General features: G+C 60.8%; 31 protein-coding genes. 3 read left to right on the forward strand and 28 right to left on the reverse strand.

Annotation, left to right across the window (positions count from 1 at the left end; translation table 11 throughout):
- Nucleotides 1–32 precede the first annotated feature (32 nt).
- The 22 genes from FKV24_RS00685 to FKV24_RS00770 all read right to left on the reverse strand — a co-directional run bounded on the left by FKV24_RS00685 (nucleotide 33) and on the right by FKV24_RS00770 (nucleotide 10410).
- Nucleotides 33–560, reverse strand: coding sequence for a hypothetical protein (locus FKV24_RS00685; protein WP_141480806.1), 528 nt, complete (start codon nucleotides 558–560; stop codon nucleotides 33–35).
- Nucleotides 557–862 carry a hypothetical protein gene (locus tag FKV24_RS00690; RefSeq protein WP_141480807.1) on the reverse strand — a complete coding sequence of 102 codons (306 nt, stop codon included), beginning with the start codon at nucleotides 860–862 and terminating at the stop codon, nucleotides 557–559. Before FKV24_RS00690 ends, FKV24_RS00685 begins: the two co-directional genes overlap by 4 nt.
- Nucleotides 863–869: 7 nt before the next feature.
- Complete coding sequence (locus FKV24_RS00695) at nucleotides 870–1058, reverse strand: hypothetical protein (protein ID WP_141480808.1); 189 nt, start codon at nucleotides 1056–1058, stop codon at nucleotides 870–872.
- A gap of 60 nt (nucleotides 1059–1118) precedes the next feature.
- A complete protein-coding gene (locus FKV24_RS00700) occupies nucleotides 1119–1382 on the reverse strand; it encodes a hypothetical protein (protein ID WP_141480809.1) in 264 nt (87 codons plus the stop codon).
- A gap of 13 nt (nucleotides 1383–1395) precedes the next feature.
- Nucleotides 1396–1530 (reverse strand): hypothetical protein, encoded by a 135-nt coding sequence (locus FKV24_RS20000; protein ID WP_283016191.1) that lies wholly within the window; start codon nucleotides 1528–1530, stop codon nucleotides 1396–1398.
- A gap of 292 nt (nucleotides 1531–1822) precedes the next feature.
- On the reverse strand, nucleotides 1823–2116 hold the full coding sequence (locus FKV24_RS00705) for a hypothetical protein (RefSeq protein WP_141480810.1): 294 nt from the start codon (nucleotides 2114–2116) through the stop codon (nucleotides 1823–1825).
- Nucleotides 2103–2276, reverse strand: a complete 174-nt coding sequence (locus tag FKV24_RS19080; protein WP_170288155.1) for a hypothetical protein — start codon at nucleotides 2274–2276, stop codon at nucleotides 2103–2105. Before FKV24_RS19080 ends, FKV24_RS00705 begins: the two co-directional genes overlap by 14 nt.
- On the reverse strand, nucleotides 2273–2497 hold the full coding sequence (locus FKV24_RS00710) for a hypothetical protein (RefSeq protein WP_141480811.1): 225 nt from the start codon (nucleotides 2495–2497) through the stop codon (nucleotides 2273–2275). The genes FKV24_RS19080 and FKV24_RS00710 overlap by 4 nt, the downstream gene beginning before the upstream one ends.
- Nucleotides 2494–3084: a nucleotide-binding protein gene (locus FKV24_RS00715; protein WP_211371740.1), complete on the reverse strand. Its 591-nt coding sequence runs from the start codon at nucleotides 3082–3084 to the stop codon at nucleotides 2494–2496. Before FKV24_RS00715 ends, FKV24_RS00710 begins: the two co-directional genes overlap by 4 nt.
- Nucleotides 3084–3239, reverse strand: coding sequence for a hypothetical protein (locus FKV24_RS19085; protein WP_170288157.1), 156 nt, complete (start codon nucleotides 3237–3239; stop codon nucleotides 3084–3086). Before FKV24_RS19085 ends, FKV24_RS00715 begins: the two co-directional genes overlap by 1 nt.
- Before the next feature lie 632 nt (nucleotides 3240–3871).
- A complete protein-coding gene (locus tag FKV24_RS00720; protein WP_141480813.1) occupies nucleotides 3872–4105 on the reverse strand; it encodes a hypothetical protein in 234 nt (77 codons plus the stop codon).
- A gap of 206 nt (nucleotides 4106–4311) precedes the next feature.
- Nucleotides 4312–4662 (reverse strand): glycine zipper 2TM domain-containing protein, encoded by a 351-nt coding sequence (locus FKV24_RS00725; protein ID WP_141480814.1) that lies wholly within the window; start codon nucleotides 4660–4662, stop codon nucleotides 4312–4314.
- A gap of 86 nt (nucleotides 4663–4748) precedes the next feature.
- Nucleotides 4749–5192, reverse strand: coding sequence for a DUF6573 family protein (locus FKV24_RS00730; protein WP_141480815.1), 444 nt, complete (start codon nucleotides 5190–5192; stop codon nucleotides 4749–4751).
- A 6-nt stretch (nucleotides 5193–5198) separates the two neighbouring features.
- Complete coding sequence (locus tag FKV24_RS00735; protein ID WP_141480816.1) at nucleotides 5199–5390, reverse strand: hypothetical protein; 192 nt, start codon at nucleotides 5388–5390, stop codon at nucleotides 5199–5201.
- A 95-nt stretch (nucleotides 5391–5485) separates the two neighbouring features.
- A complete protein-coding gene (locus FKV24_RS00740; RefSeq protein ID WP_141480817.1) occupies nucleotides 5486–5773 on the reverse strand; it encodes a hypothetical protein in 288 nt (95 codons plus the stop codon).
- Nucleotides 5773–5994 (reverse strand): hypothetical protein, encoded by a 222-nt coding sequence (locus FKV24_RS00745; RefSeq protein ID WP_141480818.1) that lies wholly within the window; start codon nucleotides 5992–5994, stop codon nucleotides 5773–5775. Before FKV24_RS00745 ends, FKV24_RS00740 begins: the two co-directional genes overlap by 1 nt.
- Before the next feature lie 276 nt (nucleotides 5995–6270).
- Nucleotides 6271–7278 carry an ArdC family protein gene (locus FKV24_RS00750; protein WP_141480819.1) on the reverse strand — a complete coding sequence of 336 codons (1008 nt, stop codon included), beginning with the start codon at nucleotides 7276–7278 and terminating at the stop codon, nucleotides 6271–6273.
- Entirely contained in the window at nucleotides 7275–7475 is a 201-nt protein-coding gene (locus tag FKV24_RS00755) for a hypothetical protein (RefSeq protein ID WP_141480820.1), read from the reverse strand. The genes FKV24_RS00750 and FKV24_RS00755 overlap by 4 nt, the downstream gene beginning before the upstream one ends.
- Nucleotides 7476–7565: 90 nt before the next feature.
- Nucleotides 7566–8183 (reverse strand): ankyrin repeat domain-containing protein, encoded by a 618-nt coding sequence (locus FKV24_RS00760; RefSeq protein ID WP_141480821.1) that lies wholly within the window; start codon nucleotides 8181–8183, stop codon nucleotides 7566–7568.
- 49 nt (nucleotides 8184–8232) lie between these two features.
- Complete coding sequence (locus FKV24_RS00765) at nucleotides 8233–8697, reverse strand: JAB domain-containing protein (RefSeq protein WP_170288158.1); 465 nt, start codon at nucleotides 8695–8697, stop codon at nucleotides 8233–8235.
- Nucleotides 8698–9012: 315 nt separating this feature from the next.
- On the reverse strand, nucleotides 9013–9423 hold the full coding sequence (locus FKV24_RS20155; protein ID WP_425481554.1) for a carboxypeptidase-like regulatory domain-containing protein: 411 nt from the start codon (nucleotides 9421–9423) through the stop codon (nucleotides 9013–9015).
- A gap of 120 nt (nucleotides 9424–9543) precedes the next feature.
- Nucleotides 9544–10410 (reverse strand): ArdC-like ssDNA-binding domain-containing protein, encoded by an 867-nt coding sequence (locus tag FKV24_RS00770; RefSeq protein ID WP_141480823.1) that lies wholly within the window; start codon nucleotides 10408–10410, stop codon nucleotides 9544–9546.
- A gap of 972 nt (nucleotides 10411–11382) precedes the next feature.
- Here FKV24_RS00770 and FKV24_RS00775 point away from each other — a divergent pair.
- The gene (locus FKV24_RS00775; protein WP_141480824.1) at nucleotides 11383–12318 is read left to right on the forward strand and encodes a hypothetical protein; all 936 of its coding nucleotides are present in this window, start codon (nucleotides 11383–11385) and stop codon (nucleotides 12316–12318) included.
- A 280-nt stretch (nucleotides 12319–12598) separates the two neighbouring features.
- Here the strand turns inward: FKV24_RS00775 and FKV24_RS00780 are convergent, their stop codons facing one another.
- The 3 genes from FKV24_RS00780 to FKV24_RS00790 all read right to left on the reverse strand — a co-directional run bounded on the left by FKV24_RS00780 (nucleotide 12599) and on the right by FKV24_RS00790 (nucleotide 14848).
- Nucleotides 12599–13516, reverse strand: a complete 918-nt coding sequence (locus FKV24_RS00780) for a DNA-methyltransferase (protein WP_211371741.1) — start codon at nucleotides 13514–13516, stop codon at nucleotides 12599–12601.
- A 411-nt stretch (nucleotides 13517–13927) separates the two neighbouring features.
- Nucleotides 13928–14350, reverse strand: a complete 423-nt coding sequence (locus FKV24_RS00785) for a hypothetical protein (protein ID WP_141480825.1) — start codon at nucleotides 14348–14350, stop codon at nucleotides 13928–13930.
- A gap of 192 nt (nucleotides 14351–14542) precedes the next feature.
- A complete protein-coding gene (locus tag FKV24_RS00790; protein WP_170288159.1) occupies nucleotides 14543–14848 on the reverse strand; it encodes a superinfection immunity protein in 306 nt (101 codons plus the stop codon).
- Between the two features lie 98 nt (nucleotides 14849–14946).
- Here FKV24_RS00790 and FKV24_RS00795 point away from each other — a divergent pair, with 98 nt between their 5' ends.
- The gene (locus FKV24_RS00795; protein ID WP_141480827.1) at nucleotides 14947–15399 is read left to right on the forward strand and encodes a hypothetical protein; all 453 of its coding nucleotides are present in this window, start codon (nucleotides 14947–14949) and stop codon (nucleotides 15397–15399) included.
- Between the two features lie 7 nt (nucleotides 15400–15406).
- Here FKV24_RS00795 and FKV24_RS00800 read toward each other — a convergent pair whose 3' ends face one another.
- The 3 genes from FKV24_RS00800 to FKV24_RS00810 all read right to left on the reverse strand — a co-directional run bounded on the left by FKV24_RS00800 (nucleotide 15407) and on the right by FKV24_RS00810 (nucleotide 17488).
- Nucleotides 15407–16078: a hypothetical protein gene (locus FKV24_RS00800; RefSeq protein ID WP_141480828.1), complete on the reverse strand. Its 672-nt coding sequence runs from the start codon at nucleotides 16076–16078 to the stop codon at nucleotides 15407–15409.
- 103 nt (nucleotides 16079–16181) lie between these two features.
- Nucleotides 16182–16601 carry a hypothetical protein gene (locus FKV24_RS00805; protein ID WP_141480829.1) on the reverse strand — a complete coding sequence of 140 codons (420 nt, stop codon included), beginning with the start codon at nucleotides 16599–16601 and terminating at the stop codon, nucleotides 16182–16184.
- 59 nt (nucleotides 16602–16660) lie between these two features.
- Nucleotides 16661–17488, reverse strand: coding sequence for a hypothetical protein (locus tag FKV24_RS00810; RefSeq protein ID WP_141480830.1), 828 nt, complete (start codon nucleotides 17486–17488; stop codon nucleotides 16661–16663).
- Between the two features lie 613 nt (nucleotides 17489–18101).
- Between FKV24_RS00810 and FKV24_RS00815 the strand changes: the two genes are divergently transcribed.
- Nucleotides 18102–18692, forward strand: a complete 591-nt coding sequence (locus tag FKV24_RS00815; RefSeq protein WP_141480831.1) for a fimbrial biogenesis chaperone — start codon at nucleotides 18102–18104, stop codon at nucleotides 18690–18692.
- Nucleotide 18693: the final 1 nt, after the last annotated feature.

Consider the following 18693-nt stretch of genomic DNA (forward strand, 5'->3'; position numbering starts at 1 on the left):
GATTGTGGCACCCAGCCAGTGGGTCGGACAAATCAGGCCGCAACCGCCAGCCGCGAGTCCTGGCGTCGTGCTTCTCGCTGGAAGCGCCCGGGCTGCATGTGCTGCTGGACGCTGGGAGGCAGCGCCGACCAGCCCAGGGCTTCCATCAGGTTCTTGCCCGGGCCTCGGACATACACCGGCTTGCCGGTGTTGCGGTCCACGGTACGCATAGGTGGGCGGCAGCCTTCGGCGTTCGCACATGCGCCCTCGGCCAGCAGCCAGCCCGCGATGTTGTTTAGTGCCACGGCGCCCTGCCTGTCCCCTTTCAACAGCTTGTCCCTGTAAAGCACACAGGTGAGCATGAGCGGAGTAATGTCGTCCTCGCCTCGCACATCCACCAGGCCGCAGGTCGTCATCCGAGCGACGGTTTCGTAGTCCATGTCGCTGGCCTTGGTGTGGCTCTTGATGGTGCGCTGCCAATGGTCCTTCCGAACGGAGGCCAAGGCTTCTTCCAGTAGGGGAAGCGAAGCACGCTCGATGGCCTGTTGCATGCGGGAGAAATAAGTTGGATTGAAGTTCATTTCGGGCTCCGGGGAATGAGGGCAGTGGCGAGGCGATAGGCTTCCTCCTTGAACTCGTCCACCCGCCTGACGTACCTGGGATGGTCCTTCCACTCTTCCAGGCAGTCGAACTCCTCGTAGATGGCAATGCCGGAGGTTCGCGAGACGGACCGCGTGGTGTTGACCTCCTGGACCCAGTTGGGAGAGATCGCCCGAATGAGGCGGTAGCGCAGCGTGGGCAGGGCGGTGTCGGCAACCGGGTTCACGATGACGGCATACGTGTGGCCGGAAACAGGATCGGTGTGGTGTTCAAGGATGCGCATGGGGGCCTTACTGAAAGCGGTCGAGGATCCAGTCCCGCGGGGTCTCGAACAGCACAGAGGCAACCCCGATCCCGGCCAGGGCCCAGACCAATGCCTGGATGTTGAACGAGAAGAACGCAATGCCCGCGGCAAGTGTCGGGAACAGGACCCAGCAGACAATGGCGAGAACTAGGAGAGAGGTTTGCGTGGTATTCATGGGGAAGTCTCGATTTGGGGAGGAAGGGAAGTCTGGTGAGACGCTGCAGGCAGGTGTGGGTCAATCGATGTAGAAGCCCAGATGCCCGTGAGCCACCGTCAGCCGCCTGTCGTAGGGAAGACCCACGGCTCGGCAGAAGCAGGCCTGCCACAACTGTCTCAGAGGGTTGTCCGATTCGTTACGAAGGTGTACTCGAACGTCCATGTAGGCGTCTGGATAATCAGCGTCTCGTTGAATACCGTGGCGCGTGCAGAAGCGTGCGGCTGCCTTCTCAACAACGGCTGCGTCTTCGTTGGAGAAAGGGCGGATAACTGAAATGGTCATGTGCGGTCTCCGATCAGGCAACGATGGCAGGCAGGATGGTGGCGGTAAGAACAGCCAGTCCGGTGAGGGCCATGGCCAACAAGCCATTGGTACGCAGGGCAATGAAGCTGTGTTCTTGGGAGTGGGTAATACGGTCAAAGATGCTCATGTCTGGGCTCCGGTGATGATGGGTGGCTTTCTTTGCTTAAACCCCTTGTTTTGTGGGGTTTCATGCTTTGCGATTGCCTATATCCAGTATGTGGAGAAGTCTGATTTCGGCAAGCTGTCAACCCCTCAAAACTGCGAAGCGCTACGAACAACGCGAAATGAAAAAGCCCCGTTCGGGGCTTCGTGCGGAGCGTTTGTGTCCGTGGGTCTTACAGCACTTACAACCCAAGTGCGGAGCAAGGGTCAAGACCCTAGTTCCAGATCCATGCTCTTGCTCTTGATATCGACGGATATCAGCCGGTATCGCGTGCTATCACGCGCCAGCACTCCTGCCCTGATTCCAAACGGTCCAGCGCTTCTTCGATCAAAGCCTGCAGCGCTACGCTTCGATTGCCATTGACTACCCGTTCCAATCGGTCATGAAGCGCCTTGGACGTGCGTAGCAACATCGGCTTGGTGTCTGCCTCGGGGCTGGCCTCCACGTAGATCTTCGGCGGGCCGGGCTCACGCTGAATGCGCACACCCTGGGCTTGGGTGGTGAACGAGACCTTGGCCAGGTCGTCGGCGTCGATGTCATTCCAGCTCACGTGCGGCCTCCTCCACAGTGCGAATGGACCGAATCAGGATTACCACCAACTCCAGCTCCCGATGGTCGCGGATGGCCAGTGCCTGCTCCTCGGGAGTGGCGGTTCGCAGGTCGATCTCTTCCAGCTCGCCGTTGGGGCGGCAGATCAGGGCGCGGGTCACAGGATGGTCCCTTGCTGTGCGTGGTGCAGGACGTTGAATACCTGCTCCCAGGTACGGTCGTACGCCGTCGGCAGAGTGGCTTCCGCTCCAATCGGGTAGCACACATGGATCTGCCCAGCCTCATGCGTGCAGGTGAACTGGATCTTGGCAGCGAGAAGTTGAGCGATGGTTTTCATCGCCAGCAACGGGGAGTCGAACTTGAAGGTCTGGATCTGGTTCATGGGGATAGGGGTAGTTGGGTGATTGCTGCATCCACTGCTGCCCGCAGTAGAGCGATCTCGTTCTGGGCCTTGGCCAGGTGGGGAATGCCCCGCGCGTCTACGACCGTCAGGCCTCGGCCGTAGCAGGTCGGGTACACGTCCCGATCCTTCACCACGGGGCGGTCGAGGAAGTGGGCGGCCACCAGGTCGCGCTGTTGCTTGCGGTCCGATCGGTACCGGCAAGCTACAGGAGCCACAACCAGTCCTCGCTCTTCCAGGTGGCGTAGCCCCCGGCGGTGGATCAGGAAAGATGGCGGGTCCAGCAGCGTCGGAACGACGGCAATGCGTGAGGGATAGGCCTCTTGCAGCCCTGGCGGGTGATCGTGGATGTACACATCAAACCCGCTCACTCGGGCGTTGGTGGGCACGAATGGCAGCTCCACCCCTGCACGCTGGGCTATCTTGCCGAACACCAGCGCAGATCCCTGCGGGTCGTGATCGACTAGGCACGTGCGCAACCCGTCTCGGGCAAATGACGCGGCCAGCTGCAGCGCCAGCATGGTCTTGCCCACTCCTCCCTTGGGGGACACGACGGACACGTGGACCATTAGTCCAGGCTCCGCATGGACTCCTGGATGTAGCTGGTCTGGTTGTCCACGCCGCGCTGGGCCAATGAGCCCACGTCCACGGAAGCGGCCAGGCCGAACAGCAGGCCCAGGAAGGAATACAGGTATAGGTTGGCGTTCGATTTCTTGGTTCGCATAGGGGAAGTCCATTGATATCGGGTGATATCAGCGGATATCACTTGATATCCATGCAATCAGCTAAGCCAATTTCGGCAACCCCTGATGCTGCGAGCGGATACATAGAAGCCGCCAGGCGGCGGCTTGTTGTTCACGTGTGCGACCTCACTTCCTGGCGTGCCACTGCTTCATGACTTCCGAACGCGTGATGATCCGGGCATTGCCTGGGCCGATGGGCTGGGCAGTGTTCAATGGCACCATGACCAAGTTGTCGCGAATGCGGCTAGGCCAACGCACTTGCCATAGCGCCCACCACGTCGGCAGCGTGAATTCCCAGCCTCGCTTCAACCACAAAGACCTATTCCTCTGCGTGCGGTACAGGCCCACGGGCGACGCCCGGTCTTCCATGGTCCGGCTTCCTTGAATGCGGTCTAGCTCGTCCAAGGTACATCCATACCGCTGGCGTAGTTGCTCTTCTGTCAGCTGCAGCCGTTTCTTCCGGTTGCTTTCCGGTGGAGGTTGCTGGGGCGATACGCCCCGCTCAATCAGCACTTGCCGAACCCTTTCCTTGGACAGGCCGACGCCCTCGGCGATCTCTCGTAGGGAGCGCCGCTGTCGTTTCCGCATATCGACAATCCGCCGAACAGTTCGCTCATCCATAGAAGTGCTTGCGCATGTGCGCGTCCAGCCTGGCAATCTGCTTGGTCATATGGGCCTTGGCCAGGTCGTATGCCGTTCCATCGACATAAACGGCATCGTCGAAGACGATGGAGCCGTCGTGCTCCTTCAAGAACGACTGCAGCTTGCGCGGCTTGCCTGAGGCAATCACCTCATGCAGCTTCTTGGTCTGTTGGCGGTCGTAGTCAGGGATAGCGAAGCGGGACATGGGCAGGTTCTCGGGGAGGTTTCTATCAACCTAAGTTCATGGCCGATTTCGGCAACCCCTGGGCCTGCGAGTGGATACAGAAAAGCCGCCTTTCGGCGGCTCTGCTGTTCCTAGTTCAAGGGCACGACGCGTAGGCTTCGCCGTGCTCCAACCAATGCCACCACATCGCCCACCTGTACCGGCACATCGGCTTCTTGAACCATGGCTCAAGTCTTGCCGTTCGACTCCTGGACATAGATCTCCAAGCCACGGCGGTAGAACTTGCCCTGGATGGCGCGGCCGGTCGCCCCACCCAGCACGCTGCTGACGACACGTGCGGAACGGCGGTCGTTGATCTGGTCGGCAGCGGCATAGCCCAGCGCCGCACCCACCACGGTACCCGTGTGGGTCTTCTTGGCTTGGATACGAACCTCACGGACATGGAGGACACGCGCCACCCGGACTTGCTGGGCGGTCTGTGCTTCGTGGGCCTGGTAGGAACGAGCCGACTGCTCCCCCGCCGAAACGCTGGCGATGGGGGCGATGAGAAGCAGGGAAAGGAGGATGGCAGCGCGCATGGGAAGTCCTTCTAGTGAATATCCCAAGCTAATGGGCTTGCTCTTCCCGGCAAGCCCTGCTTCTGCGAGCCATTACAGGCAGCGGATCATTCTTCTCCGGGATACATCAAGGTCAGCACGGGCTCGCCGTTGTCGCCACCAGACACCATCAGCCGCAAACGAACCGTCTCGGGAACGATGCCTTCTCCTTCGACCGGCACCACCAGCACATCGAAGTCCGCCACAGACGCGCCGGCCTTGGCTGCGCCATTGGCTGCCAATCGCGCCATCATCAGCACATCGTGGACGCGGCCTTCGGTGGACTGTCCATTGCCTGGCTTGTGGCCCACCGGCCAGTCCAGTGAGCGCCAGATCGTCTCCGTACAAGCAAGCGGGATCTTGAAGCCGTAGGTGCGGGCGGTTTCGGTCAGGTCCACCAGCACGCCGTCGGCCAGCGCTTGGGCGCGCGTGTAGATGGAAATGGGCTTGCCCCAGAACGCTTCGATCCGCTTCTGGTCCAAGGACACAATCTTCTTATCGTCTTCGCTCATAGTCGTTCAGTGCTTCGTGTTGTTGCCGGCGTGCCTGGCCGGATGGGTGAACCGCTGGAAGTAGCCATCGAGCCAGCAACGGGCGGCGTGGTCGCCCGCGTCAAAGCCGATGCGGTCTGCCCAGAAGTTCACGGGCCAATCCAAGCCGAACGGCACCTGCCTGGCGTACTGCCCGGCCAGGAACCGCAGCTGCTCCATGTCTGCTGCGGTGGAGCCAGAGAAGGGCATGACGCTGCAGGCTGTGGGGGAAGTCCGGCGCACGTAGCCAGGCGAAATTGGGCCTTTCCGGTGCCTCATGGGGTCACCTGCTTGGCTTCCATACGCTTGAACCACGCCAGCCCCAGTTCCTCGATGGGGTCAGCCACCACCTGGAAGTCCAGTGCGGGTTCGACGCGATGCATGCCGTCCACCACCATGTCATCGCCCCAGTAGCCATAGCTTTCGGGCGTCCACACAGCCCCGTCGCCGTCAGCGGCGCGCACCTGTTGGATCGCGTCGGCGATGTTGTCAGCCTCCACCTCAACCGTGGCGGTATGAGGCACGATCCGGTCCAGCCGGAGATTGAAGCGGTAAGTGGCCATCAGTGGACCTCCTTGGTCCAGAACCAAAAGCTCTCGACGAACCGCTCAACGGTACGGGGCTCGACGGGGCCGCTTGCCAGCAGCGTGCCGGCCACCGACTCGATCCGCAGTCGATTCCTCTTCTCGGTGATCACCACGCCCAGGGTCTTGCCCTTTCGCACGATCCGGCCGTCATCGTCTAGGCGGGCGTCGTAGGCGCTCAGTGCTTCTTGCCAGTTCATTGTTGGTTCCCACACGGGGACACGCCCCCGCGATGTTCCCGAATGGGGACCGGCCGCCGGCAGGCGGCGCGCTGTCAATGGAAGAAGCACCAGCGGCTGGTGCGGCCCGCAGACGCAGTCGAGGACACGGGCCGCTGGAGCGACCATTGACAGGACAAGCGCCGGCGGAAGGCATTCCCGCCGAAGAGCGTTGACCAGAATTTTGGGCCAGCGACCAAGCCCGCAGGGCCGATCCGTGATCGGTCGAAAGACGACGGGCGCGATCCGCAGGAGGCCCTATGCCATCTCCATTCCAGGAATGTGGATCAAGGAGGGAACCGAGGCATATTCCAGTGCAGGGACTTCCACTGATCGAGGATCAACTTCCACTTCCGGCTCTTCCAGCAACGGCTCAAACCGGAAGCGTTCAAGCCCGACGATGTCGCACACCTTCTCTGCCGCTGATGCAGCCGAGTACAGGAAGTTCGGATCTTCTTTGGCAATGTTGATCCAGTGATGGATGTACGCTGCGTGCTGACTCGGATCGTGCCCAATCCCCAACTCCACGCCCATGATGTGCGAGGCGGTTTCTGCAATCACCTCTTCGCGTGCGTAGCTCTCCGAACCGAATGCACCTGACAGGTCGCGATCCAATCGGGATGGGTGGCCAGTTGCATGAGCCAGTTCGTGCAGTGCTGTGCTGTAAAAGGCTTCCGGGCTCACGAAACGTTCGGGGTATGGCAATCCGATCTGGTCGGAACGCGGCGAGTAGTGGGGCTGCGCTGCCCCGTACACAATCGGAACGCCCGAGGCCTTCAGCAAGGCCTCGCACCGTTCGATCCGCTGTGCCGGAGTAGTCTCCGGGCGCGGCGGAGGCGGTGGAAGCCCCTCCACCTGGGAGGCATTGAAGACGTTGAAGAAGAACGTCTTGACCTTGTCGTTCTCGGGTCTGACAACAGGTACATTCCCGTGATCGTGAACCGGCGAAGACTTGGCCCCCTTTTCGTCGGGATAGATCGTGTAGCGCAGCTGGATCGACTTCGATCCCCTCTTCACGAACGCGCCAAGCGCCTGCGCTTGCTTGAAGGTCACCCAGCGATTGTCTTCCCAGCCATTGACCATGCTGGCGATCCACAACATGACCCGGTTTCCGCCCCTGTACGCCTTACCCGTTGTCGGGTTGTACGGCAGGTTGTTCACGGTATGGGGATCGCCCGGCTTCAAAAATGGCAGAAAGGGTTTCCCTTGTGCCATCAGGTCAATCAGGAGTTGCGCCTGCTGTTGCGCAAGCTCCGCGTACTTCATTCGTCTTCGGAGCTTTCGTCTGTGATGACCAGATCGCCCCGCTCCAACGAGATCCGTACCTTCTCCACGGCCTGCTCGATATCCAGCAAGTAGTCATCCGCCGTTCCTGGCTGGATCACCACCCCATCAGAGGTACGAACGACACGGTAGCGAAGCGCCGCGTCCAAGGCGTCGCTCAGTGAGATGGCGTCTTCCATGGGAGAACTCCGAGTGAAGGAACTCCCACAATAGGCAGCGCCGTGCCATCCGGAAGATGGCGGTCTGAATAATGCGAAGAGCAGCGCAAACTACAAGCGGCGCTGCGGCTCGCACTGTCGCAATCCGGGCCGAGCGACAGCTACCAGCCCTTCCCTTCGCGTCTTCGCCCGTTGGGCGCGATGCCGCTGCAAGATCGCGCCCAGCTGCTCGGCGATTGCTTGCGTGGGCACAAGACTGACGTAGTCGAATACATCCAGTCCCGCGTCGTCGTGAACGGTGTCGTCCGCCCCCAGCCCAAGCAGCTCCTCCACCAGGTCCACGGCGCCGTACTGGATGTTGAACAGCAGCGGGGTCAGGCCGCTGACATCGCGATGTTCCAAGTCAGCGCCAGCCTCATATAGCAGTGTAGGCACGCCCGGAACGGTGGCAAAGTACAGTGGCGTGCGGCCATGGCCGCCATACCAACGTGCATCGGGGTCGGCACCTGCTGCCAACAGCAGCTGGATCACGCCATAGGACACGTCCGGCTGATGAAGGATGGTGGAGCCTTCCAGATCTGAGCTGTCCGGGTCTATGCCCCTCACTCCCAGGACATGGGCCATGGCCCGCACATCGTCCCTGGCTCGCAGCAGCGCCGTGTAGTTGGGGTGCGTGGGCCCCATGCGTTCCCGAACGAGATCCAGCAGGGCTCGATGTACCTTGGTCATCCGACCATTGTGAAAGGGTTGCCGTTGCGGGCAACCCCGTAGCGCTGGGTCAGATCCAGCCACGCGCAGCCAACGAAGTGTAGCCTTCGGCGGACACCACGAAGTGGTCAAGAAGCCTCACTTCTACGAGGGCGAGTGCTTGCTTGCAGCGAGTTGTGCATGCTCTGTCGGCGGCGCTTGGTTCCAGGGAGCCCGACGGGTGGTTTTGAGCCATGATGATCGCTGCTGCGTTCAGTTCCAGGGCGCGTTTGGCGATTTCCCTTGTGTGCACTTCCGAAGCGTCCAGAGTGCCCGCGAACAGGTCTTCCACCGCGATGACTTTGTGGCGCGTGTTGAGGAAGGCGATTGAAAGCACTTCCCGGCCGTGGCTGGCCAGCCGGTAGCGGAACATCGAGCCGGCGGTGGACGGATCGGAGATTTGGGCTCCATCGCTCCGGATACGAGAGCGCATGAGGGCCTCGGCTTGCTCGATGAGACGGCTCTGTTCGGTCGTGAGCGGCTTGGGGACTCGCATTGCGGTTTCCTCTGGCGCGCCGGATTGGCGTGCGCAGGACCGCCGCCGGGGCCACCAGGCCGGGCCGCACCCGAGCGCTTGCGCTTGCGGGCGAAACAAAAGCTGCGCGGGCGTGGCGACCGCGCCCTTTAGGGGAACAGCGTGTGGAGCAGGCGCACGCCTTGCGGCCTGGACCGACCCGGCAAAGTGTCCGTAGCCCGAGCGCGCGCCAGAGGTACGCATGTTCCCCAAAAAGGAAACGGCGCCTGAGCGCCGCTTCCCCCGTACAGAAGCCCCATGAAGGTTGCCGAGACCCAGCTTCCGACGGGAACTCGATTAACGCAGAACGTACCGCTCTCCTGGCGCTTGCCGCCACTGCCACGACGACAGCCAAGCGGGTGAATGAGGGCCGACCTGACCGATGACGCAGTTGCGAAAATGAACCTGCCCCAAGAGCACTCGGCCCTGAAAGCGCACGGCCGGGACGGCTGCTCCGGGCGCGTAGCAGCTCACGCGATACGTAAGATCCGACCGCAGCCCGACGGCATGCCACCGTCCCTTTGCATTGGCCACGTGTCGTGTCACGCGTCCTGTTTCTATGGCTTCAACCATCATGACGGCGCCGGGAACTGCTTGTCCTTGCGCATCGACCACCCGGCCCCGGAAGTCCGAGGAGAGCTGGCCCGCATTGGCCATGAAGGGTGCAGCCAGGAGAGCGAGGGCCAGTAGGAGTGCAATTTTTTTCATGGGGAAGGGAATGTGGGGAGACCACACCCAACCTAGAAACGATGCCGAATTCGGCAACCCCTCCCAGACGGAGGGGCGGTTGTTCCGCCCCTTGTCTGCTCAGATCTGCGAACCCATCCGTCAGAATGGAATGTCGTTGGATTGCTCCCTTCCCCTCTCTTTGGCCTTGTCTTGCGTCCGTTCCCGCTTCGGACGTGGCGCACTGGCAGGCTTGACCGGCTGCTGCGCCATCTCCTTCCTGGGCACGTTCGCGTACACCAGCGGCTCGATGCCGACCTCCTTCAACGCCGCATAGGCGTCGTCCAGGGCGCGAACGACTTCCTGTGGGTGTGGCCGGTGTTCGATGAAGGGCTTCAACTCCTGGGCCAGCTCGGGTCCGACTTCCCGCGGCAGACCCAGACGTGCCTGGCCAGTCATGACCGCGTATTCGCGACGAAGTGCCATCCGGGCGTTGTCCTGCACGTCCTCCCGCGCGGGAAACTTCTGGGCCATGAGTTCCTTCAACCGTGCGTTGTACTGCTCCATGGTCGGCGTTTTTTTGCGCGGCGCAATCAAGGCATCCAGCCCGGCTTGTCGGGTGGCCTGCTGCTCGAGGGTCAGACCTTTTTGCCTGGGCAGGTTCAAGCCCTTGATCTGGTCAGCGTTGAATACGGTGGCTGGTACTCGCTCTGACAGCTGGCCGTCCTTGCGGATCCATTTCAGGATCTTCGTCCCAACTTCGCCTTTGCGGATATAGCCACCGGCCGCGTTGGCCTGCTCAGTAGACAGCCAGTATGGGCTCTGGAAGCCCTGTGCCTTGGCCGCCATGGCCAGCTGCAGGGCGTTGTCAGCTTCGAAGCAGTAGCCAGATACACCGCGAGGCTCGCCGCCGATCTGTGGCAGTGGCGTGTCAGGGTCTTGCCATCGGAAGAACGGAGGGGCGACGCCCTCCCGCAGGTTGTCGTAGAAGTTCTTGGCTTGCAGCCTCTGGTACTCGTGTCGATCCATCTTTCACCTTCCACTTGATGTGTACGTCATACCCTCGCTCCAACGCGGATCTGGCGTACTTGCAGCACGTCTCGATGGTCGAGTGATGCTTGCCCGGCACGAACCATTCGTCAGCCAGCTGCATGCGGGTTGCGTGCTTTTCGCACACAACCTCGAAGCGATCGGTCGCCATCAGGATTTCGTCGTCGGTGAAGTTCGGATCAGACATGGGACGGGTTCCTCTATGCCCCGTCCAGTCTGCGGCAGGTTGGCCGGCCCGCAAGTTGGCTTCTGCGAACCGATACGGTCTTGCGCCAGCGCAGTGGGCTCGGTAGCGGCGCTATCGCGCCGTGGACGGCCGCCTGCGGCGGCCTGGTGGGATCTGGGAAGGAGCTAAGGCCCTGGCGGCGCTGGCGCGCCGCGGCTACGCCTTGGGCTGGGTGAAGCGTTGCGTGTGTTCCAGGCCGAAGGCCGGCCGCCCTTGGCGGCCATTGTCCTGGCCCCAGGCCAGTGGTCCGCGCCCATAGGGCGCGCTGGGATGAAGCAGACACATCCGCTCCGCTGGCCGGCGGGGCGAAGCCCCCGGCGCTGTGGCTGTTGCTCTTCGCTCTTGGCTTTTCCTCAGATCCGAATGGATCCGTGCGCCCTCCGGCGCACCCTCAACCTTTAGGTTCTAAAGCCTAAAGCTCTAAAGCCTAAAGCCTGTAGCGGATTTCGGTGGGCACCTGGCACCGATTTTCTTCGCTGAATCAACGCATTGCCGCGATATAGCTCAAAATTTAGCGTCATCAATCACCGCCCCATTTGTCACTGATCACCGCCCCTCGGTGTCACTGATCACCGCCCTTGTTCTGGGGAAGTGTCACTGATCACCGCCCCATCCGTCACTGATCACCGCCCCTGGCGTCACTGATCACCGCCCTTCCTTGGTGGACTGGTACGCAGTCTCGGCAAGCGAACTTGACGGATGATTGGGCGGCGTTAGTGTCGTTCATGGACACGCCCCAGCCTTCCCCCGCAACGACTGAACTTCCCCAGACTCCTTCAAGCGAGAAGGCGAAGTTCCCAGAAACCTTCACCCAGGTTCCCCTCTCGTTCCTTCGCAGCGAGTTGTTCAGCGTTGCCAAGTCCGGCATGCGTCGAGATCGAAAGGACACCGAGACCACCAAGCGGATTGCGTTCGAGAGCGGACCCTTGGGCATCGACATCGAATGCGAAGGTCCGCACCTCAACCAGGAGCATTTGCTGGCTTGGCAAGCAGTGATCTATCTAGGCCGCCTCCACAATGGGCTGGCTGGCGATACGTTCATCGTGCCTGCCAATGAGATCCTGAGATTGATGGGAAAGGACTATCGCGATCATGTTCAGCGCAAGTCATTGCGTCGACTCCTCGAAGACCTACAAGGAACTCGCATTTTCTTGAAGTCACATCGCAGCCGCTATGTGGGCAATCTATTGGATGCTACTGGGCAAGACCATGAAACGAAGCTCATGGCCGTTCGCCTGAACCCCGACCTCGCTCAGTTGTTGGACGACGAAACGCTGGACAACGACATCATGCGGATGGCAAGCCTTGGGCGGAACCTGCTTGCCATGTGGCTGCACAACTACTTCGCAAGTTGGTCCTCGTACCGAAACGTGACGGTCCAGGAGCTTCATCGGCTCTGCGGAACCAACTTGGATCTCAGGCGATTTCGCTATCGCCTGAAGGAAGCTGGCGAAACTTTAAAGGCCTGCAAGGCCTGCAAGCGTTCCTACATCACCAACTTCCGCGTGGGCGACGATGACGTGGTCTACGTTGAAAAGAAGCCCACCAAGGTCAAGCTATTGAAGCCAGACGACAAGGCCAAGTCGAATGCTGGCTATCACCATGCCCAGCGGGACGGCGCCCGCAAGGCAGCGGCGTCCCGAGCAGTGGTTAACCTGTAAGAGGAACGGCGACCTGAGGCGCCGTTTTGATTGCCTTAGAAGGACTTCGTCAGCTCATTCGTCGTTTCCTTCTGCCATCTGACGCGCAAGCTTCCGGATCTGCGACCTGACATTGAGCCGTTGGCGTGGATCGCCATCCGCCCTACAAGTCGTCAGGACGCGAGACCGTCCGTGCTGTCCAATGACCAATCGAAGATGCCCCGATGCATGCTTGGAAACAGAAACGATAGCCAGGCCTTCATTGCGAACCATCGTCTCCACGCAGCGCCTCCACTTGCGCTCATGCGACATGACGCACCTCCTTCCGCAACGCCGTGGTGGTGCGCTTTGAGCGACCGGAGAGCAACTTCGCGCCACCCCGGACGGTCTCCATCCGCGGCCTAGCTTGGCGATAGGCCTGAGTCGGCTGCGGATCGGCCTTGCCTTTCTGCGCGCAACGGATCCGGCGACGCGCGATGGCCATGTACTGCGCGTCCAGCTCGAAGCCGATGAAGTTCCGGCCCGTCCTGGCAGCAGCCACGCCCGTAGTGCCCGAGCCCATGGTCAGGTCCAGCACGGTGTGCTCCGGATTGGAGTAGGTCTTGATCAACCACTCCATCAACGCCACGGGCTTTTGCGTGGGGTGCCAGCCGCGCTCCCAGGAGAAAAACTGGACGGAACGCGGATACCGCGTGCTGGTGTTTTCGGCGGCGTTGCGCGGCATTCCCGCCATGCCGCCAGCTTGCCCGCCCGTGAACTTGCCGGTCGAAGTGGAAAACGGCTTGCCGGCGATCATCTGCGGGTTGTAACGAGCCTGCTTGCGGCAGAACACCAGGATGTCTTCATGCACCTTCATGGGCTGGCGCTTGGCCAGCAGCGGATTGGTGCCGTTGGACTTCTCCCACACGATCGTGTGGCGCAGGTGCTTCAACCCATAAGGGTTGGACTGGGCCAGAACGAAGGTGAAAGGAGATTGCGCGGTGAAGACAAACACGCACTCGGGCGTGCCCACGCGATACAGCTCACGCCACATGGTGGCCAGGTCGATGACCGTGTCCCACTTGCAGCCCGTGGTGCCATAGGGCAGGTCGGTCAGCACCAGATCGACGGAAGCGTCCGGCAGCTTTTTCAGCTGGGCGAGGCAATCGCCCTTGGTCAGTTGGATGGAAGAGCCACCGCGGCGGGTGGAACGAGGGGCAAAGCGAGAAGTAATCTCCACGAGTCAGGGCCTTAGATCGACCCTCCGCGCTGTGGGCGGAGGGGGTCCCTTCGCCTTTCAGCGAGGGGAGCGATCTAGGCAATCGCGGAATGGGCATTCGCCCTTGCTGGTGAACTGGCCAGCCGCCTTAGCGCCTCGTCATTAGCCGCCCTTACGGGTTCCGGACATGCCTACCTTGCGGTGTGGGCGCGGCGCCCCATGCGTCGCATTGGTTTCCCTGTGGGTCGCCAACGGGGAAAATGTTACGCCTGTTCAGGATCGGATTTCTACCACCCCGCGAGCACCTCGTTCCGGAGGAGCGAAAGCCCGTTGTTCTGTAATAGGGTCAGGGTATTTTTTCAGCCGGAAAACAGATGCCAATCATGGACTTACACCACATGAGGCGTGTTCATAGCCCGTTTAGCTTGGCCCTCAAAAGAGGGCCAGTTGCGGCAAGGCCAGACGGTCCTGCTCAGCCAAGAGCCACAGGACCTGGGCCCGGGCCCGGCCGATGTGGTTGCGCACCGCGTCCAAGGCCTGGAACAAGCCGTTCTCGGGGCCAGATTGGCGATGGGCGATCCCAAGGTCGTAGTTCGATAGTGCGTCCAGCCGGCGCTCCCGCAGATCGTCGTAGCGGCGGATGTAGCGCCGCAGCTCGTCCTGGTACTCGTCCAGCACACCAGGGATCTGTTCGCGACGGGTGTTCTCGTTCTCGGACAGCTCAGGCCACAGCAGTGAGTTGAGGTGAGCCCAAGGCTCGATCTCGTCGGCGGGACCGTAGTAGCCCACGATCTTGTCCAGCAGGGCGCTATTGGCGTTGGCCCGTAGGTTTGAAACGTCTTGCTCGAAGGTCATGGTGCGTCTCCTGGGTGGGAGACCCGACGGGCTCGGGCGAGCCAGGGCGGGTGCACCGCAGGGGGCAGTGGAACCTGTGCGGACGCAGCGTCCGCACCCTTTAGGGGGAACAGGTGTAGCGGACCAGGCGCAAGCCTTGCGCCCGAACGCGACCGGGCCAGCGATAGGGTCGAAACCCAGAGGGAACCAGGATCAGTAAGCGCGCCGATAGAACAGCGCCATGGCCAGCGCTACCAGCCAGCCAATGCCGGTCCAACCCAGGAACACGTTGATCATGGAAATCCGAGTGCTGTGACCTGCACCGCGGTGGGCGCCAACCATCGACGGCAAGAGGTACATCCCGCCCGCCCAAGCGAGGAAAAGGCCCGCCCAGAAGTCGTTGTAGCCGGCCTTGGTGGTCAGGCCCAACAGGCCGCCCACCCAGACGAACCAGACGAGAAAGAAGTAGTAGCAGAGGAAGAAGATGTGCTTCATGGGGAAGTAGACGGTGGATGACATCACCAACATCCGTGATGGGTCATCCCCGTCAAGTCCCCAGGTGCGAACGATTACTGGGACCCGCTAAGATGGCGTCGCCACCCCAAGCCTTCGCAGCGATGACTGAACGCCACTTGGTAGATCGCCTTCCCCACTTGGCTGGTTGGGACGATATGGATGCCCAAGAACGGCTGGCAGCTGTTCTTGGAGCGGGACTGGATGACGTAATCGATATCGGCGGGTTCGACTTGGATGACCTCGCCGTGCTCGCCGTCAATGATGACTGGGCCGAAGGTGACGAAGCCACGGACGAAGAGGTGCAGTCCTATGCCAATGAATTTTTCATCACCAATCCTGACGATAAGGACAGCTTGTATTACCGGACCGAAGGACTCGAAGAAATCGAATCGACCTCGGTGAGGCAGGATCTATGCGAGTTCTTCCCTGAGCTGGAGTTGAGCTACGAGAGTTTCGACACGTGGCTTAGCGAGTCCATTGCCGAGTTGAAGCGGTCACTACTGAGCCAAGTTGCCGGCCGTGGGACAAGTACGACCGACCCCGGAAAAATGTAAGCCTTCCCTACTCTTCCGGACCGCCCTTCCCGAAGTAGGCGTGCGCCGCCTCGTAGGATGGCCGCACCAGTCGATCCATGGCCTCGGGATCCAGTGGTGACAGCGACATGGCTACGCCAAGCGCGAGTTGGGCGAACACCAAGACGTTGTCCACCGCGTGTATCAGCTCGTCCCACTCAATGGTGATGTCACCCCAAGCCTCGTGTTGGGTGTAGATCGCCAACACTTCCTTGCCACCGTGGACCAGGCCAGACAGGTCCTTGTAGTGGCTCTTGACCGTCCGCAGCAGCTTCTCTTCATCCCAGCCCAGGTGCAGGGCGGCTTCCTTCGCGACATCGGCCACGTAGATCTGGTTCTTGCCCCGATTGGGCATCTTTCCCTTGCGACGGAAGCGGGCGATCTCCCTATCACTGGCCGCCTTGGCAAAGAACGCCGCTCGCAATACGTACTCCATCTGGGCCCGCTGCATGATCAGCGCGGCCACCCAGGACTTCTCAGGCTGATTGATGAGCAAGGCGTAGATGGCCTCGGCTGTGTCCATCGAAGCGAGCACAAGGGGCAGGACGGTCGCCGTACGCTCAGAGCCGATATGGCCCATGTCAGACAGGGTGCTGCGCGTCTGGTGCAGGACCTTCAACGCATCGCTTGTGCGCTGGCGCAGGTTCTTGGAGTCGGCCATGGTTCCCCCTTTGAGGGGAGTGTGCCGCATTTATGAGACGCCTTCCGCCACAAGCGAAGCGGCGGAAGGCGCCTGCGAGTGAACAATGCCAGACTCACTCTCCTCATCGACCGCGAAAGAACGCAGCGCCGACGAATGCCAAGGCCAACGCCCCGCAGGAGGCCGTCAGATTGTTGAAAAGGCTTTTCCGCCGTTCGGCGCGCAACCATTGCTCTTGCCGCTGACGGCGCAATTCCTCCTCAAAACCCGCCTGGCGCTTGTCGCGCTCAGTTTCGGTCTCAGCCTTGCCAGCCAACTCTGAGTAGACGCGTCCCGTTGCCTCGGCCTGTGCCTTTGCAACCCCTTCTTCCGCGGTGGCGAAATCGGACAAGGTGGCATAACCCTTGCCCAACCCGGGGTCGCCTAGGCGCGAGAACAAGGTGCCGAGAGGGTCGGTACCAGAGCGCTTATCTGCGCCACCTTGCTTGTTGTTATTCGATTTTGGCGGGCGTGCGTAGTCGCCGCCATTCTTCAATGTCGTCATGAAAGTTCCCTCGTAGCCCCAACCAGGGGAACCGAGAGGTTCCATGCGACCTGGTCAGGTCAATGCAGGTTGTGGGTCAGTCGTGCCATCAATGCGTCGTGGCGACTTCGGAAACTGATCATTGCATTCACCAGTGCTTCTTTTCGGGTGGGGCTGTTATCGCGAACGGCGTGGCCCACCAACCCCGCCGACTTGAATGCCAAGTCTACACTTATGGACGTCGTCACAACAGTGTTGGTGAACTGCGGCCCCGTCCCAATCGTCGGGAGCGGTGAATCATCTGCCATGTAAAGCTTGAGTAGGATGTTCCCACCGTGCAGCAATCCGTTCAGTCCAGCCCATAACCCGTTGGGCATCCTATCTTCTCTTTCAACATACGCTGCGAGGTCTATTTCCAGGCCTTCCTCTCTAAGCTTTCCCTCTAAGGCTTGAGCGATGGCAGAAATGCTCATCGTATTTTTGAGATCCAGAAAATCGTCTAAATTTTCACCGTTGAAGGGATTACTCGATGGGACCCTTTGCCCATCCTTGTGCTTCCGACGCCGAAGTTTATCGTTGCGCAGGAACTCTGTGACTTGAGCTTCTTCGGCGTTGAAGTAGATCCATCCAGCACGTATGAAGGTCTCAATCTGGGGGCGGAGCAAGGCAGGGCCTACTGCACAGAACTCGACAGGATCATCTCTGAGGAGCTTCAGCATGGCGCGGCTGTAATCCAACGACGCATGCATGAGAACGCACATCAGGTATGGCTTGGTGTCGGCAAGCATGTATGGCGCACCCGCTATCCATCGCTTGTAGATATCCACTGTATGGAGAGCGTCATCCAGATACCGTTTGATGTCGCCGGGTGTTACGTTCCGGCTGGTCGGTTTCGACTTTGTTGTCATGCATACCCCCTGGTTGGGGACAAGTATGCATCAACAAGAAGATCGATCCGGCTTACACGTCAGACTCCATCTCCTGGCCTGGAAGCTGCTGCAGGGCGGGATGGTCTAGGATGGCTCGCGCGTACTTTGCCGTCACGGCTGAGCACTGCGTCGGTGGAAACCGCCCCGTCCTTCCTGGACGGCGAGCTTCACGGCCACACCTGACGAATGTCGGCGGTGGTTGTTCCGATCTGGCTACGCAGGCGGTATGGTCAGGATCCCCAAACACGGGGGATGTGGCCATCGGCTTGCCTCCGCGGTCCTTGTCAGAAAAGTCTTCAGGAATGCGTCAGCGTCGTGCGCTTCACCGCGCTTGCTGCTATGGCGGACGGAGACAATGTATCCCCGGCAAGAGCGGCGACCGCCAGGTCGCGGATGGGTCAAAGACCCGAGCAAACGCTTCTCATCGATAGGTTCATGAGACTGCGTGTGGTGTCGCAGGCACAGGGGTTGCCGAAATCGGCTTTGCTGCTTGCATGGGTGAACCTTCCCCGGTTCTCTATCAATGAAAGCCATTCTTGCTGCACTACTTCTGTGTTGCGTCCTGCCTGCGGGGGCCATGACGGTCTCGCCCATGAGCCAGGCCCTTGAATCAAGCGCCGCCACGGGCTCCATCCGGATCCAGAACGACGCCAAGGGTCGTAAGCGCTACCAGATCGTCGTGGACCTCATGTCCGTCGGTCCGACGGGCGAGAAGGTCCTGACACCGTCCAACGACCTGACGTTCTTCCCCTCGTCTCTCATCGAGCTGGAGCCAGGCAAGGTCCAGACGTTGCGCTGGAAGCGGAGCAACCCTGGCTCTGCGCAAGAACAGGCCTATCAGATCCGGATTACCGAACTGCCCCTGGATAGCGCCGACGCTGTACCAGGCGGACAGGGCGTGAGCGTTCCCATCCCGCTGCGCATGATCAACACCTGGGTGTTCGCACCACCCGGGGCCCAGCCCAGCTTGAAGGTCCAGCGGGAAAACGGGTTTCTGGTGTTCCACAACGCCGGTACTGCCACAGCGCCGGTCTCCAAGGTTTCTTACGGAGGCCAGTCCGTTCCGGGTACGCACTTCGTGCTGCCGGGCGAGCGCTTGTCATTGAAGGTGGAAGCCTCGTCTGCTGGGCAAGTCAGCTTCCTTGGACGAGGTGGAGTGCCGCAAACGCTTTCCGTGGAGTAAG

The organism is Marilutibacter maris (assembly GCF_006546735.2).
GTDB lineage: Bacteria > Pseudomonadota > Gammaproteobacteria > Xanthomonadales > Xanthomonadaceae > Marilutibacter > Marilutibacter maris.